The organism is Bifidobacterium hapali (assembly GCF_002259755.1).
GTDB lineage: Bacteria > Actinomycetota > Actinomycetes > Actinomycetales > Bifidobacteriaceae > Bifidobacterium > Bifidobacterium hapali.
Genome location: NZ_MWWY01000026.1, coordinates 86,074 through 104,332, shown reverse-complemented (window position 1 = coordinate 104,332; position 18,259 = coordinate 86,074). Strand labels below are relative to the sequence as shown.

The 18,259-nt window shown below is 58.4% G+C and carries 11 protein-coding genes; 3 read left to right on the top strand and 8 right to left on the bottom strand.

Annotated features, from left to right (window positions below; translation table 11 throughout):
- Positions 1-978 precede the first annotated feature (978 nt).
- The 3 genes from BHAP_RS07335 (at position 979) to BHAP_RS07325 (ending at position 6,880) form a co-directional block, all read left to right on the top strand.
- Positions 979-3,894, top strand: a complete 2,916-nt coding sequence (locus tag BHAP_RS07335; RefSeq protein ID WP_094730081.1) for a YhgE/Pip domain-containing protein — start codon at positions 979-981, stop codon at positions 3,892-3,894.
- Complete coding sequence (locus BHAP_RS07330; protein ID WP_094730080.1) at positions 3,891-6,089, top strand: YhgE/Pip domain-containing protein; 2,199 nt, start codon at positions 3,891-3,893, stop codon at positions 6,087-6,089. The genes BHAP_RS07335 and BHAP_RS07330 overlap by 4 nt, the downstream gene beginning before the upstream one ends.
- Before the next feature lie 188 nt (positions 6,090-6,277).
- Entirely contained in the window at positions 6,278-6,880 is a 603-nt protein-coding gene (locus BHAP_RS07325; RefSeq protein ID WP_094730079.1) for a TetR/AcrR family transcriptional regulator, read from the top strand.
- A gap of 221 nt (positions 6,881-7,101) precedes the next feature.
- Here the strand turns inward: BHAP_RS07325 and BHAP_RS07320 are convergent, their stop codons facing one another.
- The 8 genes from BHAP_RS07320 to BHAP_RS07285 all read right to left on the bottom strand — a co-directional run bounded on the left by BHAP_RS07320 (position 7,102) and on the right by BHAP_RS07285 (position 17,683).
- Positions 7,102-7,656 (bottom strand): FMN-binding protein, encoded by a 555-nt coding sequence (locus tag BHAP_RS07320; protein WP_094730078.1) that lies wholly within the window; start codon positions 7,654-7,656, stop codon positions 7,102-7,104.
- Between the two features lie 36 nt (positions 7,657-7,692).
- Positions 7,693-8,490 carry an ABC transporter ATP-binding protein gene (locus BHAP_RS07315; protein ID WP_094730109.1) on the bottom strand — a complete coding sequence of 266 codons (798 nt, stop codon included), beginning with the start codon at positions 8,488-8,490 and terminating at the stop codon, positions 7,693-7,695.
- A 54-nt stretch (positions 8,491-8,544) separates the two neighbouring features.
- The gene (locus BHAP_RS07310) at positions 8,545-9,873 is read right to left on the bottom strand and encodes an ABC transporter permease (RefSeq protein ID WP_094730077.1); all 1,329 of its coding nucleotides are present in this window, start codon (positions 9,871-9,873) and stop codon (positions 8,545-8,547) included.
- A 39-nt stretch (positions 9,874-9,912) separates the two neighbouring features.
- Positions 9,913-11,223: an ABC transporter permease gene (locus BHAP_RS07305; protein ID WP_094730076.1), complete on the bottom strand. Its 1,311-nt coding sequence runs from the start codon at positions 11,221-11,223 to the stop codon at positions 9,913-9,915.
- 24 nt (positions 11,224-11,247) lie between these two features.
- Entirely contained in the window at positions 11,248-12,516 is a 1,269-nt protein-coding gene (locus BHAP_RS07300) for a Fe-S-containing protein (RefSeq protein ID WP_094730075.1), read from the bottom strand.
- A gap of 277 nt (positions 12,517-12,793) precedes the next feature.
- The gene (locus tag BHAP_RS07295; RefSeq protein ID WP_094730074.1) at positions 12,794-13,495 is read right to left on the bottom strand and encodes an iron transporter; all 702 of its coding nucleotides are present in this window, start codon (positions 13,493-13,495) and stop codon (positions 12,794-12,796) included.
- Positions 13,496-13,564: 69 nt separating this feature from the next.
- Entirely contained in the window at positions 13,565-15,388 is a 1,824-nt protein-coding gene (locus BHAP_RS07290; protein WP_211279707.1) for an FTR1 family iron permease, read from the bottom strand.
- A gap of 822 nt (positions 15,389-16,210) precedes the next feature.
- Positions 16,211-17,683, bottom strand: coding sequence for an MFS transporter (locus BHAP_RS07285; protein ID WP_094730073.1), 1,473 nt, complete (start codon positions 17,681-17,683; stop codon positions 16,211-16,213).
- Positions 17,684-18,259 lie beyond the last annotated feature (576 nt).

Below are 18,259 nucleotides of genomic sequence, written 5' to 3'. Positions count from 1 at the left end.
AATCACAATTCGCAAACTGAGAGGCAGATTTCAAAACTTACACGAGTCTATATGCAAAGTGAGAGGCAGCCACACCTGCATACACACGGAAAACACGCCCCCGAAACCCCTCATATTAGGCGTAACAGCAAAGACAACTGCCTCTCACTTTACAAATAGACCCATGCAACCATAAAAAACTGCCTCTCAGTTTGCACTTAGCCTGTACTCAACACCACATTCCCATCTCGCATATGCAGCATTGCCTTTAGCCCTGTTAAACCAACTTTGACATATGCTCGCAGACTATCCCTCAGTCATCTTCGCCGACAGCTGGTTCTGCAATTAAGGACGCACTTCGCGCGCGTATTACTGACTCACCTGTCGGCGAGCGCGTTGCCTACAAACAGCTCTGCTGTTTGCTTAACGGCAACGTCCCGACAAGGGGAACCAAGGAAAGAATCAATATCAATTCTGATTCAACAGCACATTACCCTTCGATGCTGAGGAACGTGGGCATATATAACGGTGATCTCGATAAAGGGAGCCAACAAGCAAGCCAAGAACGACGTCACGAGGATCACATATACTACGGATTGCGTAGCGCTACGCTAACCGTAGCGACACCGGCAACAAACGGCGACTGCCAAGTTACCCGCCGTTGCATAAGCCCCACAGCTATTGCAACAGCAGTTGCACGCACAGCCACGCGCGTTATACAGCGCCAGCAATGAAACCGCTACACGGTCCAGCGCAGCGCAGACACGCACGACCGCACGTGGTCAGCTGCATACCTACCGCATGGCGGGTTGTATAGCCAATACGACTGCCAGCGCAGCCGCGTGACCGCATAACCCGCAGTCATGCAACCACTGCACAACTGCACGCACTCACCTGTAGCCACACGCGCGACCGTACAGCCCAGCCGCACGACTACCGCGCGCACCGCCACAAGCCAACCTACCCAACCACCACCCACCCAACAACCCAAAGGACGCCATGAGCAATGTGCTGAAGATCCTGCGCCGCGACGCACTGCGCCTGCTGCGCGTACCCACCGCATGGGTCATTATCATCGGCATTACCGTGATTCCCGCGCTGTACGCATGGTTCAATATCGTCGGATTCTGGGACCCGTACAGCAACACCAAAGGCGTCCAAGTCGCCATCGCCAACGAAGACACCGGCACCGACGACGCTCTGCTCGGCCACCTTGCCATCGGCGATCAGCTGGTCGATCAGCTCAAGGCGAACCATGATCTCGGCTGGCAGTTCGTCAGCAAGTCCGAAGCCTTGAGTCGCGTGGAATCCGGCGAAAGTTATGCTGCGATCGTTATTCCGAAAACGTTCAGCGAAGATATGGCCGGCGTGATCACCGACGGCAAGAATCGTCCGACGCTGGAGTATTACGTCAACGAAAAAGCGAACGCCGTCGCGCCGAAAATCACTGATACCGGCGCGTCCACCGTTGATACGCAGGTCAATAACGCGTTCGTATCGACCGCCAGCACAGTGATTTCCGACGTGGTCAACAAGGCCGGCGACACGGTGTCGGCACGCGCGGACGAGAAAACTCAAGCCGCGATCAAACAGCTCAATGAGTCGAAGCAAACCATTGCAAAATCACGCAAGTCGATCAGCGATCTGACCGCAGAACTCAACGAAATCCCTAACAAAACCGACAAGGCTCGCGACGCGGTCACCCAAGCCACGTTGGCCGCCGCGAACGCAGGTAGCGCACTCAATTCGGCCGCAACGCTTATCGCCGACACGCAAACCACGGCAAACAATGTCATCGCAAGCTCCGGCACGGCGATCGATCAAGGCTCGAACTTGCTGTCGCAGGCGAGCGCGAAAGCCAATTCCGGCATCGCTACGATCACCGGCGGCATGACGAGCGCAAACGCGGCGGTCGGCGACGCGCTTACCGTCGCCAAGCAGGCTAACGATACGACGGCGGAACTCATCGCCCAGCTCAAGTCGTTGCCGTCCACTGACGTGACCGCAAGCCTGATCAGCAAGTTGGAGGCCCGCAATACCGCGCTCGGTGATTCGATCAATCGATTGACTGCGCTCAATACCGACACCGGTTCACTGATTACCGGCACGCAGCAGTCCGCCGACGCGATGAACACAGCCACGCAGACGACGATCAGCCAGCTCGGAACCGCGCGCACGAATCTTAACGCCACCGCGATTCCGCAGCTCAACAGCGGACTGACTTCGGTATCCGGTACCGCGCGCACGCTGTCGGACTCGCTCAGCGATCAGACCACGCTTGCCACGCAAACGCGCGACGTACTCGATCAGCTCGATCAGGCGGCGAACAGCACGGTGCAAGCACTCAAGCAAACCGACAACGGACTCGCTCGCATCGATGCGAAACTCACCACTACCGCAACCGATCTGACAACGTTAGCATCAACCAATGCACTGAATTCCCTGTTCGGCACCGACGGCAAACTCAACGTGTCCGCGATCTCCGAATTCATGCTCTCCCCCACCGTGCTCGACACGAAAACCGTGTATCCGGTTGCCACGTACGGCTCCGGCATGGCGCCGCTATTCACAAATATGGCGCTGTGGGTGGGCGCGTTCGCGTTGATGGTGATCGTCCGGCTCGAAGTTGACGACGAAGGACTTGACGACGCGCCAACCGCCGCGGAACGCTATGTCGCCCGCTTCCTACTGCTCGCGGTACCGGCCGCCGCGCAGGGAATCGTCACCACGATCGGCGACTTGGTGATCGGCGTACAGACGGTGAACGTGCCGTTGTTTGTCATCACTGGCGTGATCACATCGCTCGCGTACTTAAGCGTGATGTACATGCTATCAACCACGCTCATGCACGTCGGCAAGGGCTTGTGCGTGGCGCTGATTATCGTGCAAATTCCGGGCGCGTCCGGCCTGTATCCGATCGAAATGATGCCCAGTTTTTACCGCGATCTGTACCCGTTCTTCCCGTTCACGTATTCGATCGGCGCGTTCCGCGAGACGATCGGCGGATTCTACAGCAACGTATGGTTACGCAACGTTGCGATGCTGTTCGTGTTCGCATGCGTTTCGTTTGCGATTGGCATCGCGGTGCGGCCCTGGCTGACGAATCTCAACCGACTGTTTGCGCGTCAGCTTGCCGAGGGTGACATGTTCGTCGGCGAGCAAGTGCAGCTGCCGGATCGGCCATTTAGCATGGCTCAAGCGATCCGCATGCTGGCGGACAAGGACGTGTACCGCACAGGCGTCGAACGTCGCGCGGCCGCGTTTATGGCACAATATCCGCGACTCAAGCAGGGCGCGCTTGTGGCCGGACTCGCAGTACCAGCGGTGCTCGCGATAACGTTGTCATTGGTTGCCGGCGCGAATGATGCGATTGGCGTCAAGCTCGCCGCGTTGGCGACGTGGATAATCTGGCTGCTGCTGATTATCGGATTCCTGATGACGATCGAGTTGATGCGCGACAGTTTCGAGCGGCAGACTCGACTCGGTACGCTCGGCGACGATGCGATTCGCGCGGTATTAGTCGCCGGTCGCGGCGGTCGCAGGCGGCGGCGTCACGCGCGTGATGGCAGGACAGCGGCGGCCGCACAATCGGCCATACAATCGGCCGCGACGCCAGCAAATACAGGCATATCGACGGCTGCCGTACAGACAAATCCTGCACAATCACATGCCGATATCACTCCGATCGAGACGGCAACAGCTGCTCAAGCGACGCATGTAATCGCTGCTACACCAGCATCTGCGCCGCAACCTACCACGCAGACAGCCGACGAGGCAGTCACTCAGCAATTGCCCACTGTCGACCTCGCTATTCCGCCCATCACGCCCATCACTATCCCCACCCAGTCACCTCACCAACCACACCAGCCACAACCCACGCAACCCCACCAGCAGGAAGGCAGGCACGCGCAATGAGCACGATCATCCGCCTGTTCATCGGCGATCTCAAACGCATCACCAGCAACATCGTCTCGATTATCCTCGTGATCGGCCTCGTCACGATCCCCGGCCTGTTCTCGTGGTTCAACATCGCCGCGAGCTGGGACCCGTTCGCCAACACCGGCAATCTCAAATTCGCGGTCGCCAGCGTTGACGAGGGTTACAGCAGCGATCTCATCCCCGTGAAGATCAAGGTCGGCGATTCGGTGGTCAACGCTCTGCGCGCGAACAGTCAGCTCGACTGGACGTTTACCAGCGAAGCCGATGCGATCGATGGCACGAAATCCGGCGAGTATTATGCGGCCGTCATTATTCCGAAGGATTTTTCCGAGAAGATGATGACGTTTTTCACGTCCGATACGGTGAATCACGCGACGCTCACGTATTACACGAACGAGAAAGCGAACGCGCTTGCGCCGAAGGTGACTGGACAGGGCGCCGATCAGGTCGCCGCACAAGTCAACCAGATGTTTGCGCAAACACTCACCAGCACTGCATTGTCGATCGCATCCGGACTGATTGATCAGCTGGACGATCCGCAAGCCACGCAGATGCTCGGCTCGTTCAACCAGAAAATCGGCGACGTTGCGACCACGCTCGACGACACGGCCGCAACGTTGCGAACCTACGGCACGCTCACCGATTCGGCGTCCTCGCTGATGTCGAGTTCAGTCAAGTTGATCAAAACCGCATCTGACGAAGCTAAGAACACCAAGCAGCAGGCCGAGTCGGCGAAGTCCGGTGCGAGCGATGTCACAACCGCGCTCAACTCAGCCTCCAGCACACTATCGGACGCGCTCACCGCGAGCGCAACGAGTTTTGACGCAGTGTCAACCAACATCGACGACGTGTACGCCAGCGCCAGCAAGTCGAGCACTGATATGGTCGCATCGTTGCGAGCGCAAGCGTCGAACGTCGACGATCAACGCGCGAAATACCAGTCCATCCGTGACACGGTCGCCGCGCTCGACCCGTCCACTACCATCGGTACGGACGCACAAACCGCGCTGCTGGACGGACTCGATCGCATCATCGCACGGCAAACTGCACTGCGCGACTCACTCAACACTGCGGCCAGCGATCTCGAATCAAAAAACGAGTTAGCGCAGTCGCAACGTCAGCAAATCAAGGATCTCGCCGCGCAAGCGCAGTCCAGCGTCACCTCGGTCAAATCGGAGTTCAACGACTCACTCAAGCCGAAAATTGACGAACTGTCAACATCGCTCACGACCGTCGCCGCCACGATCGACAACAGCTCATCCTCACTGAACAGCACGATCGACGATCTCGACAACACCGCAGCCAACGCGAACACCAAGCTCACGGACGTCAAGTCCACGCTGAACAACACGGCAGACAAACTGACAGCCGCCGCAAACAAACTCAGCGAGTTCAACGAAGCGATGCAAGACGCGCTCAACAGCGGCGACATGTCGAAAGTGCGCGACCTGCTCGGCGGCGACACCGACGCACTAGCTGCAACGTTGGCCGCACCGGTCGCGCTCAAACGTCACGCAATGTTCCCGGTTGCGAACTTCGGCAGTTCGCTCGCGCCGCTGTACACGTTCCTGCCGCTGTGGGTCGGCTCGCTGCTCATGGCGGTCACGCTCAAAACGTCCGTTTCGCGGCGTGTGCGCGACGAACTCGAGCGCGAAACCGGCCGTCCTGCGCGCCCGCATCAGCTGTACCTCGGTCACTACGGCGTGTTCGCAACGATCGCGCTACTGCAAAGTACCGTCTCGTGCGGCGGCACGCTGCTGTTCATGCGCGTGCAAGCCGTACATCCGCTGCTGTTTATGCTCGACGGCTGGGTGAGTTCGCTCGTGTACTCGCTGTTCGCGTATACGATGGTGGTGAGTTTCGGCAACGTGGGCAAGGCGATCGGCGTGCTGTATTTGGTGGTGCAGATTTGTGGATCGGGTGCGGCGTATCCGTTGCAGATTCTGCCTGATTTTGTGTCGGCGCTCAGTCCGTGGCTGCCGGTTACGCATTCGGTGACGATGGTGCGCGCGGCGATCGCTGGCATCTACGCGAACGATTATTGGCTGGCGATGGGCAAGTTGTTGCTGTTTGTTCCGCCGCTGCTGTTGCTCGGACTGCTGCTACGCAAGCCTTTGGTTGGGTTTAACCGATGGTATGTGGCGCAAGTGGAGAGCACGAAGCTGCTGTGAGCGCGCCGGTGCGTGGCAGCACACTGACACGCGTATCAGTGCGTGGCAGAAAACGCTCACTGAACGCCCCTCAGCGAGCAAAAACCGCCACGCGCGCCGGTGCGTGGCAGAAAACACTCGCTAAGCGCCCCTCAGCGAGCAAAAACCGCCACGCGTGCTATGACATGCATATGGAGTGAGGAGGATTGATGACGACGGATATGCTGGCCACCGCAATGCCGACGCCGCGCGCCGCACGTATGCGCGAGGCGACCGACCGCAAGATCATGCAGGCAACGCTGGATATTCTCATGTCGGATGGGATTGGCGCAGCGACGATCGAGGAGGTGTCGCGGCGCTCCGGCGTAGCGAAAACGACGATTTACCGGCGATATCGCAACACTGACGATTTGCTGCATCACTTGCAGATTGAAGCGGCGAGTGTGCCGGATTTCGCTGATCTTACGCCGACGCGCGACGGTGTGCGACTTATGTTGGAGCGGATTGCGGCAAGTTTTAACGGCGAGATTGGTTTGAAAGCCGTGGGCGTGGTGCTCTCGACAAGTAACGAACTGTTGCGCGGGATGGCCCGACAGATGATTGAACCGGCGATGGATCGGTTTGCTGGGTTCGTGGCGCGTGGCGTGACGGCTGGCGCGTTTCGGCGGGATGTTGATGCGCGATTCCTGTTCGGTTCGGTGCTCGGTTCGATGCTTGCGTGTAAAGCACTCGCACCCGATGATGCGGGCGCCGCAGCCAGCGCTTGGGCCGAGCGCATGACCTCGCTCCTATGGCCTGCGTTGGTGGGGTGAAGTGGTTTTCACTCATGACGCCCTCCCATGATGCGGTAAACCTCCCATGATGCGGTAAATTCCCCATGATGCGGTAAATTCCCCATGATGCGGTAAACCAAAAATGACCTTACACACAAAAACGGCGGAATTAAGCCATTTTGCTTAACTGCATCATGGAAGGTTTACCGCATCATGGGTAAATCACCGCATCATGGAAGGACCGGGGGCGGTTTTAAGGGTTATTGGATGGAGGCTTCTTGGCGGGCAACTTCGAGGGCGGCGTTGAACGCGTCGGTGGTCCAGCTGGCACCGGCAACCGTGTCGACCTTGAGGTCCTTAAGCGGTTTACCATCGACCACACCGTTGATCGCTTCGGCAAAATCGGTTTGATGCTGCTTGGAAATACTCGTAAACGGGTGACCGATAATCTCGACTTTTTCCACGTTCTGATCTTTGACCGTAACGTGCACGTCAATCGTGTCTTCACCAATCGGACCATACTGACCGTTGACCGAATACGTGCCATCAGCATAGTTGCCGGTGTCTTTTTTATCGGACTTAGTGCCGGTATCACGACTGCCGACCCCAGCCCCACCGCTGCTTGACGACGAACCGGAGTCACCAGACTGCGACTGCTGCTCCTGCGATTGCTGGGTTTCGCCAGAATTGCCCGAGTATTCGTCGTTCATCGGCGTGGCTTTCGGCTCGCCGCATCCGGCAAGCACCGCGCCTGCGACAACCAGTCCAGCCGCCGCAACCACCACCGATTTCGTCATTACATTCGCGTCACTCATCATGCCTCCATTATGCCCTGCTAAGGGAGCGCGCATTCACTCCTCACCGCCGGTTTTGGCGGCTTTGGTGGGGTCAGCGAACCCGATCGCGGTTTCACCGGTTTGCGCGCCCTCAACAGCCGCACCCGTAGACGCCGGTCGCCCGCCAGCCGCCTCATATGCTGCCCGCGCGCTCTCATCATTCCACTTCTCCCCCACGAGCACACCGTGGTTGAGCATAATCTCACGCTCGGCGCAACTCGCCACGAGCGCATCATGCGTCACGACAATAATCGTCGTCCCCTGCTCGTGCAGTTGACGGAACAAATCGAGCACGATCTTCTCGTTCTTCTCGTCCAGGTTACCGGTCGGCTCGTCGGCGAGAATCAGTTTCGGATCGTTGATCAACGCACGCGCAATACATACGCGCTGTTGTTCGCCGCCGGACAGCTGGCTCGGCAAGTGATGCGCGCGATCCTTCAAACCAACCCGATCCAAAGCCTCCAACGCCTGCTTTTCGTCAACGACCGAGTGGTAATACTGCGCAACCATCACGTTTTCCACAGCCGTCAGATGCGGTACGAGATAAAACTTCTGGAACACGAGTCCAATGAGATTCTTGCGCACGTCGGCGAGCTGCCCGGCGTTCAAATCCTCCAGTTTGTGCCCTTCCAACTTCACGGACCCGCGCGACGGCGTATCCATGCAGCCGATCATGTTCATCAGCGTGGTTTTACCGGAACCGGACGAGCCGACGATCGCCAGCCACTGCCCTGCCGGCACGGTCAAACTCAGGTCGTCAACGGCATGCAGATCGCCGTAAATTTTCGAGATATGGTCGAGTTCAAGCAGCATATCCATGATGTTTCTCCTGTGATTCACTCAAGTCTCCAGCAGCAAGCAAGCTAACTATTCTTCGCGCAGCACGACAGCCGGGTCAATGCGCGTGGCACGGTGGACGGGCGGAATGGACGCGATGACCGCAACGAGAGTCGCGAGCAGCACAGACGCGACGCCGAGCGCCCAGTTGAAACTGATCGAACGCTCGAAGACGGTCACGCACAGCCATTGCGCAAGTCCGTAGCCGATTGCGGTGCCGAGTAGGCCGCCGAGCAGTCCGTACATGGCTGATTCGACGTAGAATTCGACGCCGATCGCGGACGAACTTGCGCCGAGAGCCTTACGTAGGCCGATTTCGTTGCGTCGCTGCGAGACGATCGAGCTGATCGTGGTGCCGACGCCGACGAGCGTGAGCACGAGTACGACGAGCGAGACGATCCAGAACAACGTTTGCAGCATGGTGATGATACGCGTGTCGGATGCAGTGATTTTGGTGACCTGCTGCGCTTTGACGTGCATGGACGTCATGTCGTTGATGCTGGCGACCAGCGCATCGAGATCGCTCGCGCCGGCGGAGTATTCGATGACGTCGACGCCGCGCGTGACGCCGGTGAGCTTGTTGACGTCGGCGTTGGTTGCGTAGATGATCGAGTCTTCGCTGCCGCCGGTGTCGACGATGCCGGCGACGCGGAATTCGGTACCGGACGTGTCCATGATGTCGCTGGACGCGCGGCCGTCTTGCGTGGGTTGGCCGGAGGACTGCGTGCTAGTTGTTCCGTTAGAAGTCGAGGCGGAACTTCCTGACGCTCCCCCAGTCTCGGCGTTCGCCGAGCCAGCCCCCTCAGCCGAGGGGGCCGAGGAAGTAGCGGAGTTATCAGACGCGCGATAGCCGATCGTGATGCCGGAACCGACTTTCAGCCCGATCGCGTCAGCCACGTCTCGGCCGACGAGCACCTTGCCATCGGACGGCCACGAGCCGTCAATCACCCAGTGATGGTTGAGATTTTCCACTTCGCTCGCGTTCACTCCGGCCATCACATACGGAGCAGCGTTCACGCGAACGTTCTCATAGCGGTAAGTCGCGTGCTTTTCGGAGCCTTTCGCGGAGACCATCTCACTCGTATGCTCGACCATTGCTGCATCAATGCCAGCTTTGGCAGCAGCGCTGTCGTCAGACGAGCCGCCAGTCGTCGTAGACGAGGTCGGAGTGACGATCAGATTCGCACCGTACGCGCGCATTTCCTCGTTCATCTGCTGCGGCACAGCGATGCAGATCATCGCCAGACAGAACAGCGTAGCCGCGCCGACGAGCGACGCAACAACCGCCATCGCCGCACGCGAGCGCCGCCGGAACACCGCGCTGAACAGCATGCGGAAAAACATCCCCGTATTCGTCATCTCACCACTCCTTTCGCCGCGAATCCACGAACCATAGCATCACCGACCATGCAGCACCTCCGCCGGACGCAGGCTCAAAATCGAGCGAATCGACGACGCAGACGCAACCAAAACCGTCAACGCGAGCAGCACGAATACGAGCACGAACACCATCGGCCGCATCGTAATGCCCGAACCGAACACCACTTGCCCGATAATCTGCGCCACGCCCGAACCGAGCACCGCGCCGACAATCGCGCCGAGCAGCGCAATCGCCGCCGTCTCAGCCATCATCAAACGCGACACCGCACCATCCGTCGCACCGATCGCCTTGAGCAACGCCAGTTCGGCCGACCGCTCGCCGATCGAGGCGACCATCAGATTCGCCACGGCCACGGCCGCCGCGATCAAACTCAGCACGGTCATCACAATCATCACGGCCTGCGTTTTCTGCAGCACGTTACCCTGCAACGCGGCGACCTGACGCACCTGCTTGGCCACCGCGCCCGGAATGACTTCCTCGATCTGGTACGCGATCGAACTCGGATACGCGGTGCAATACCACGTTTCCCAGTCGTCTTGGCTCAGCGCTGCCGGATTCTGCGCGGCCTTACGGGCGAGATCATTTTCCGGCGTGGTCAGCGCCTTGACCTCGATTTTGTCGACCGAATCAGGCAGATCGGCGAGCACCTGCGCAACCGAACTTGACAGGTACAGCGAACCGTTTTCGTCGTCGCCGGAATCGTAGATGCCTGTGATCTTGATAGCTTGCGTTGTCTTGCGACCAGACGCCGTGGTTTTGTTCAGCGTAACCGTGTCGCCGACTGTGACGCCGAGCTGTTGCGCAAGTGTGGTGCCGACGATGCCTTGATCGGTGTCGTCTTTCGGCCACGCGCCTTCAAGCTTCCACCACGAGCGCATGCCGTCGACGCCGACCACAGTCGTTTCGCCGGACGGCAGTTTCAATTCCTTGTTGAACCATGTGCCGACGAGCGGCGCGTTCGTACCGTTGACTTCGGCATGAATGTTCAATTGCGGCGCGAAGTTGGTGATGTTGAACGCCCAGAAAATCGTTTTGATTTTGACCGCGTCCGACTCGTGCAGGAACGACGTCGGGTCGGATTGTGCGGCGGCTGAACTCGCAGTACCAGTGGTGTTGTAGAGGTCGGAGACGACTGCGTCGGCCTTCGGCTGTACGACGATGTTCGAGCCGTAGGTGGACAGTTCGGCGTTGAGTTTGTCGCCGACATCGAACACGACGCCGAGCATGGACACGCTGACCGTGGCCGACAGGCACACGGTGAGCGCGATCAGCAGACGACGCCGCAACTGGCGCGTAAATGACCGCGCGATCATACGCAGAAAGAACATGACAGTACCTCCCGCTCTCTCGTCTTACTGGAAGTGGGCGCTGAGGGCGTCCAGATCGGCGGTTTGGATAGTGATCTGGCCGTTGCCGGTCTTGTACGGGAACGGGACCGGGTTACAACCACCCTTGAAGCCGATGGTCGCCAAGTTGATCGCAACCTCGCACTTCTTGCAGATGATCTTGCCGTCCTTTTCGTAGTAGCCGGCGTCGCCGCAGTTATCGCACGCATCCAAGCCGATACCATACGCGCCGCCGTTCTTCTTGATGATGATGAACCGCATCACCGTGCCGTCTTTCGCCTTGTATTCAAAGCGATGCAGGTGACCATCCTCAACTTGAGTGAACGGAATCGTCGCAACGCCGTCCTTAAGTGAGTACTCTTCCGGCGGCGACAACGTAATCGTTCGTTCAGTCGCAGCCACGCCGACCGTAAGCGTTACGGTTACGCCGATCATCGCGACGAGACTCCACGCAGCCGATGCGATCGCGCGACGACGGAACGCCTTATGCTTGCGCCCGATCGCCTCGTTCGTACCGGTCATCGGCATGCGGAATCCTGCTACGACCGACGCGACGGCCGGAATCAGGAACGCGAGCGACTGCGCGATGATCATCGGCCGATTATGATTAATCGACCACGCGAGCAGTACGAACTCGGTGTGATTCATCGGAAATCCGCGCGCCTGCAGAATCTGCATGAGACCGGTCAGATGCTGCACGAACAGGATCGCCATCATTACGACGACCGCGATCGTAAACGATACTCGCACCGCAGTCGATCGCATCGTGCGGAAAATCGCGGCGACGATAATCGACATCGCCAGTCCCAGCGCAAAACCGAGCGCGCGCAGCAACATGTCAGATGTGAACACCGGCGCGTCCGGTTCGACCCAGATCGTCAGCTGCAAAATCACGTCAGGCAGTGCGTAGAACAGCGTGAGCGCAATGTCGAGCGCGGCGATCGCGTTCGCAACGTGCATCCAGATTGCGTGACGTTGCCAGTTCGCGGTGATGTATCGCGCGGCGATGACGGCCGCAATGGCGAGTACGTCGACGACAACCGCGACGCACAGGACTGGATAGTTGATAAATGTGCGCTGATTGATGACGGCGGCGGCGCGTAGGGTCGCGAACACGAGCGCTGCGACGATGCCGACGATGAGGCCGATCAGTCGCCAATGCGCGCTGATTGGCTTGTCACGGCCTTCGCCGACCGTAAGCATTACGCTCAGGCCCATCACGAGTAACGCCGGGGCAAGCGTGCCCGGCATCACCGCCACGAATTGTTCAAGCATTCGCGTCCTTTCATTGCGCCTTGCAGGTCCTTAATTGCTGAACTGAGCCGACTCTCTTCGCATAAAACAGCAAAAGCTCCCCTCTGAGGGAAGGGAGCGATTTGCTGCTTATAGCATAATGGGATCAACGATTTCGTCGCCAGTATTCGGACATTCGCTATCGCGAACGCGTTGTTGCTGGCTCGCTATCGCTCGCCCTCGCCTAAAAACAGTCCACTGGACTGTTTTCTTCACGGCTCGGCCATTCCGTCGTGGTAACGAAAACCTTCGGTTTTCATTACCACTGGCGAGGCGTGTAATCCCAGTTGTCGAAGGTGACTTCGATCGGCTCGGTCCAGAAGTGGCCCTTGACGCCGGTCTCCGGGTCGACGTGCAGCATCCAGCCCTTCTTGGCCGGGGATTCGATCGACAGCTTCAGCTGGTAGGTGCCGGCCTTGTCGAGCTTGACGTTTGCACCGTAGTGCGGGCCGTCGGACGCGTTCATCTGCATGAACGTACCGGAAGTGGCGGTGCCGCCCTCGACTTCCTTGCCGGTGGACTTGTCGATAATCGTGTAGTTCACGGTCAGGTCCGGGATGAAGTCGCCCTTACCGTAGCCGAGTTCGGTGCCCTTCTCGTTGGCGTGGATATCAGCTTCGAGGTGGAAGCTCGCGTCCGCAGCCTTGAGGCCCATCGAAGCCGGCTCCATATCGATCGGCTGGAAGTACACAGCGCCAACAGTCAGCGGGCCGGCTTCCTGATCCTGCTCTTCAGCGGTGCCGGACGGGCCGACCGGGACTTCCTCAAAGCCAGCGCCAGCGTCGGACGAGCTGGAGTTATCGGACGAGCTGGAGTCGTCAGTCTGCGAGGAGGTGTCCGACTTGGTGTCGCTTGAACCGTTGTTCGACGCGGTGGTCGAGCCGCAAGCGGCCAGCGAGAAGGCCATCGAGCCAGCGAGCAGCACGCCGAGCACAGCGGCGAGTTTCTTGTTCTTCATCATTTTCTCTTCCTTTGACTTATGGGGTTGAAAATATAGGGGAAAATCTGTAATGACTTGGATTGACTTGGGTTACTTAGTCGCGGCGGACTGTGCGTCAGCCGTCGTACCAGCGGTCGCTGCGGGCTGTGTACCGCCCGCAGCCAGCGCAGCCTTAGCCTTGCGCTGCTTGGCGAAACCAACTACGAACAGCACGATCACTGCGATGGCCGCGATCACCTGCGCCACGATGCACTCCACGTACGGGTAGAAACCGAGCCAATCGTTCGTCGGCACACCTTGCAGATAGATGGCCGGCAGTGCGTCGCCTTCGATCAGCGCATGCACGCCGCCGCCTGCAAAGACGACCACGAGCACCGACATCAGAATCGACGTGACGAGGAAGAACGGTCCAATCGGAATCTTCACCGACGTGAAACGAATAATCAGGAACACGATCACAAGCACCACCGCAGCCGCAAGACCACCGATCCACATGCCGCGCGAATCCTGACTCATCGAATAAATCGACTCGTAGAAGATCACCGTTTCGGCGCCCTCACGGAACACCGCGAGGAAACTCAGCATCGCAAGCGAAATCACGGTACTGAACGCAACGCGATCGCCGGACTCAACCTGCGACGACACAGACGCAACCGCAGCCTCGGTCTTCGTGCGAATGTAACGATTCCACGCTTCAACCGAGCTCTTGTTGAGCATCCAGTTACTCGTCCACAGCAGCATGCCCATGGCGATGAGCGCGCACACGCCCTCCATGATCTCTTGCTGCGGGCCGGAACCGCCGAACATCAGGCCGAAAATCACCGCGATAATGCCCGAGCCAGCCAGACCGGCGAGCACGCCCACGTAAATCCACTTGGTGAACCGCTTGTTGCCGGACTTCACGAGGTACGCGATCACAGCGGCGACCACGAGCAGCGCCTCAAGGCCCTCACGAATCAAAATCAGAAACGCCTGACCGACCGAACTCGTGATGAACTTAGTGAAGCCGCCTTCCTTATCGGCCGCGCCGCCGTCGAGGATGCCTGCATCCTTGACCAGCATGGCCTTAAGATCGTCGACGAGCTTCTTCGTATCCTTGAGCGACGCGCCAGTGTTCATCGACTTACGGCACATCTTGAACTGATACTCGACTTCAGAGACGCGGCTACCGCTGATCGCGTTCATCACGTTCTTCTCAAAACCGAGCTTTTCGTAGTACTGGTAGTACGCGTTGTTGACGAGCGTCGCGCCTTTCGCGCCGTCGCCCGCAGCGTACGCCTTGTACGCGTTGTCGAGAATCGGGGTCATTTCGTTGGCCACGTCGGTCCACGAACGATTGCCTTTGCCCGGATTCTTCTTTTTCTTGGCGTCGAGTTCTTTGCGTTCCTTGGCGATCTGCGCTTGCAGGTCGGCCGCGTACTGCTTCGGGTTCGCGACTTGCGTATTCGCGTCGAGCTGTTGCGCGGTGGCGTTGAGATCGTTGACGAGATCCGTGACTTTTTGTTTGAGCTGATCGTCGTTACCAGCCGTGTACGACAGGTTCTGAATATCCTGAAAAGCCTGCTGTTGTGCGGTTTGCTTGTCTGCGTTTACCGAGTCGCGCACGACTGCAGTGAGATTGGACGCGACGTAAATCGAGTTGTACGCGGCCATGAACGCGGACGTTGAGCCTGCGGTATTGCCGGACGTGTATTCCTTGAGACCGTCCTGCAGTTGGCTGTCGATGGCTTTGGCGACGGCGGTCCACGTATCGTAATCGGTTGCGGACGAAGTGGTGTCGTCGGCGCGCGCGATGTGCGAGGTGAGGATGATGGTGTCGCTTGTCGTGGCATTCGTGCCGCTCGTGATCGGGGCGATCGCAAGGGACAGCATGGTCACCGACGCAGCGATAAGTGCCGTCGCCGCAACCATCATCTTGACGATGATCGTTCTCGCCGACGAACGACTCACGCCGCGCACGTCCGCACCCACTTCACCGGCAAACGTCCGCATGACGGCGCAACGCATCATGGCACGATTCGACATCCCAACGCTTCCTCTCGATTGCGATATGGGCACTTGGCCCTACCGCGACATAACGCTACGAGGAAACCTCAGGAAAATACAGTCTTGATTTTTTGTAACATTTGCGGTAGTGCTGCTGTGGTGGCGTAGAATTGCGCAGAAAATCGCCATTTATAGCCGGTGATCGACGCGCCGTATATCTCACTATGCGATACACATCGTGATCATGCGTTGCGGCGGACCGCCGCGACACGCCGATCGCATGCCGCAGCCGAGCGTCCGTCATACTGCATCGCCGCCACGCGCCACGTACATCCATCCGGCCACTCGCCAGTCATACGCCAACCGCAGGGCGGCCGCGTTCCGGACATATGCCAACCACATACCAGAGTCCTGCATCAATCGCACATCGGCTGCATGTTGGCCATATGCCAGTCATACGCCAATCGCACGCCGACCGCACTTCGGCACGGTCACGACAGCCTTCCATGCTCACTCGGCAAGCGCCAACAGTCCCAGCCAGCCCAATTTTCAAGCGTAAGTGCGCGCAATAACGGGACCTGCGCGCAGTTACGCTTGATTTAGGGCGAAAAAACGAGCGTAAGTGCGCGCACCCTTGGTAATTGCGCGCAGTTACGCTCGTTTCTGGACAGCATCAGCCCAACAAGGGGGTATCACGAGTCGAATCAGACACAGCGAACGACCGTACAAAGCCACACCCCACGCGCGCGATCAGCCTTCCAGCACGGACAGTACTTTGCGCTCGTCGTAGAACGCGAAAATCACGCCGCCGATACCACACAACATCGCCGCGCACACCGCCGCCGCACGGTATCCGGCGCCGGAACCCGCGCCAATCGTGCTCAACCCAGTGAACAGCAGCATCGACAAGCTCTGCCCCATTTTCATTGCAAACGTGCGTGCCGCATAGAACATGCCTTGCCGGTCCTCGCCAGTCGACTTTGAACTCGCGCCCGCAATATTCGCCACCACAGCCTGCGGCAGAATACCGAAAATCGCCATCGGAACCGCGCACGCAACCGACAAGATCACGCCTTGCGCCATCGCCGGAATCGCGCCGAGTACGCCCGAACCGAGCAGCGACGCGAACGCATACGCACAGGTGAAAATCACGAATCCAATCAACATCAGCCGTTTCTTACCAACGCGACCCGCGAAAATATTCACCGGCAGATAGCACAGCACCGACACGCCCGTCATGAGCACGAAGTAGATCGTCGTGCTCGTTTCGGGCAGTTTCAGCAGGCTCGTTACGAAGAACGGCAAGCCGGTTTGGAACATGGTGATCGCCACCCAGTACACGATGTCGGAGCTGACGAACTTCACGAACTCGCGGTCGCGGAACGTCTCCTTGAGCGAGGTGAGCGTGTCTTCGCCAGTCGGTTTCGAGTCGACATACTCGCGTTCGTTGATCGCGAGCGCAGGTACGAGCATGCACACGAGCGCGACGGCCGCAAGGATCGTGAACGTGAGGCGGATTGCGTTGACTCGGCCGAAGGCGGGCACGAAACCGCCCCAGATCACCGGCGCGACGTAGGCGACTGCAGTGCCGGCGATGAACGTGAACGAGATAGTGGTGGAGATGGTGAGCTGCTGTTTTGAATCGTGGCCGAGTTCGGCGATGAGCGCGTTGTATGGCGTGCAGTAGAACGTGAGGGCAATGTAATAGCCGATCACGGTGACGAAGAGGAACGCGGCGTTCATCCAGCTGGTGGTGTTGACCGGACTCCAGAATACGAGGACTGTGACGGCGGCGAGTGGGAGGGCTGCGAGCTGGAGGAAGGGGATGCGGCGGCCGCGCGGGGATTGGCTGCGATCTGACAGGCTTGCGACAGCTGGGTCGACGAACGCGTCGAAGAAGCGAGCGAATGCGGTGATGCCGCCGACGACAGTGACGATTCCTAGGATGGCGAGACCTTGCGGAATGAAGACGGTTTGGCCTTGCGCGATGGTTTCGGCGTCGGGTTGGTAGAAGTAGACGAGCCAGTTGGAGATGATACCGCTTAAGAGAGCCCAGCCGAATTGGCCGGTTGCGAAGGCCCAGATTTTGGCGGTGGGGAGGTCTTTGACGTGGGTTGGTTTGGTGGCGGGTGCGGTTTGGAGTGTGGGTGCGATCGACGGCGTTGCGGGCGTCACGAGCGTTTCGTGCGTCGCAGGGTTTTGTGATTGCGCTGTATTGTTCATCGTCGAACCTCCCGATCATCATCTATCAGCGTTGACACTATGTCAACCACTATAGCACCGCCGTCTTATGGGCAATACATCCTCAAACGGAGCATTCACGAGGAAACTCAATCATCCTTTTTCATAAACACCCGTGTTTTCGGCGCTTTTCTGTCTCCAAATTAAAAATGGACCTCGTCACCAATTTGGAGACAAAATTTTTGTCTCCAAATCCCCAAAAGACCTTTTCCCGCAAGTAAAGACAACCTCACTTCTGCGCAAATCATTGGAATTCCGCCATTTTGCATTTTTAAGCGGACTCCGTCACTTGTCGCCATCAGTCTCCAAATCCGAAATATCCCGCATATGCCATTTCGAGACAAAATCCCCCTCATAATCAGCCCAATCCCATACCCCCTACCAACACTCAGAGCCAACCACATCGTGATGTGACACTTCTTCATATACAACGGATGGACAGACTGCCATATGGCTGGATGACAGCATTGATATTGCCCCCGAAACCGTCTACGAACACACGACATTCGAGAACTGGCCACAACATCAGCTTCGCGATTACTGAGCAACAATAACCTC